Source organism: Aquitalea palustris (genome assembly GCF_003693445.1).
Classification (GTDB): Bacteria; Pseudomonadota; Gammaproteobacteria; order Burkholderiales; family Chromobacteriaceae; genus Aquitalea; species Aquitalea palustris.
The window spans coordinates 1-1,543 of sequence record NZ_RFAR01000141.1; the positions used below are offsets into that span (position 1 = coordinate 1).

The window sequence follows — 1,543 nt, forward strand, 5'->3', positions numbered from 1 at the left end:
AAATTTGGTGTTCATTCCGAATGCGGCAAGCTGCGCAGCGTGATGGTGTGCCGTCCGGGCCTGGCCCACAAACGCCTCACCCCCGACAACTGCCACGACCTGCTGTTTGATGACGTGATCTGGGTCGAACGTGCACAAAAAGACCACGCCTTCATGGTTGAGCAAATGCGTGCCCGTGGCATCCACGTGATCGAAGCCCACGACGCCCTGGCCCAGGTGCTGGACGACAAGGCCGCCCGCAGCTGGCTGCTGGACCGCAAGGTCAAGGCTGACAACGTCGGCATCGGCATGCTGACCGACCTGCGCAGCTGGCTGGACGAAATGCCCTCCACCCAACTGGCCGAGCACCTGATTGGCGGCATCGCCAAGTTCGAACTGCCGTTCGACCCCAAAGGCCTGTTCGGTGGCTATCTGGACCAGTCCGAATTCGTTATCCCGCCGATTCCCAACAGCCTGTTCCAGCGCGACCCGTCCTGCTGGATCTACGAAGGTGTGACGCTGAACCCGATGTACTGGCCGGCTCGCCGTCAGGAAACCCTGATTCTGCAATCGATCTATCAACACCACCCCTACTTCGCCGGCAAGGTGAAGGTATGGTGGGGCGACTGTGACAAGAACCACGGCCCGGCCACGCTGGAAGGCGGCGACGTGATGCCTATCGGCAACGGCGTGGTACTGATCGGCATGGGCGAACGCACCAGCCCGCAAGCCGTGGTGCAAGTGGCCAAGAGCGTGCTGGGCAAGGAAGGCGGCGCCACCCGCGTCATCGCCTGCCAGATGCCCAAATCCCGTGCTGCCATGCATCTGGACACCGTGTTCAGCTTCCTGGATATCGACCTGCTGTCGGTGTTCCCGGACGTGGTCAACGAAATCGTCTGCACCAGCATCTATGCCGGTGACAAGGAAGGCGAAATCCGCTTCGAACGCCACGAAGGCGTGGTCTTCACCGAAGTGGTACGCCAGGCACTGGGCCTGAAAGAAGTACACATCATCCAGACCGCTGGCGATGCCTACCAGCGCGAACGCGAACAATGGGATGACGGCAACAACGTGGTGGCACTGGATCGCCGCGTGGTGGTGGCCTACGACCGCAACACCTACACCAACAAGCTGATGCGTCAGCACGGGGTGGAAGTGATCGAGATTCCGGCCTCCGAACTGGGCCGTGGCCGTGGCGGTGGTCACTGCATGACCTGCCCGATCATCCGTGACGAAGTGAAGATCTAAGTCGCTGCCCCCGCAGCACAGCAAACACATCAATCTCGCCCGGTGGCGTTGGCCCAAGCCCGCCACCCGGCACCGAAACAAGGAGCGTTACCATGGCTTTCAATCTGCGCAACCGCAACTTCCTCCGCATGCTGGACTTCACCCCGCGCGAAATCCGCTACATGCTCGACCTGGCCCGCGACCTGAAACGCGCCAAGTACACCGGCACCGAACAGCAACACCTGAAGGGCAAGAACATCGCCCTGATTTTCGAAAAGACCTCCACCCGTACCCGCTGTGCTTTCGAAGTGGCCTGCTACGACCAGGGCGCCAATGT

At 61.2% G+C, this 1,543-nt stretch carries 1 protein-coding gene and 1 pseudogene; both read left to right on the forward strand.

The window, feature by feature from the left end:
- Positions 1-1,227, forward strand: a 1,227-nt coding sequence (locus EAY64_RS20000) for an arginine deiminase (protein WP_103526500.1), incomplete at its 5' end; no start/stop codon positions are given.
- A gap of 92 nt (positions 1,228-1,319) precedes the next feature.
- Positions 1,320-1,543 (forward strand): annotated as a pseudogene (locus EAY64_RS20005) (ornithine carbamoyltransferase); the annotation flags it as partial.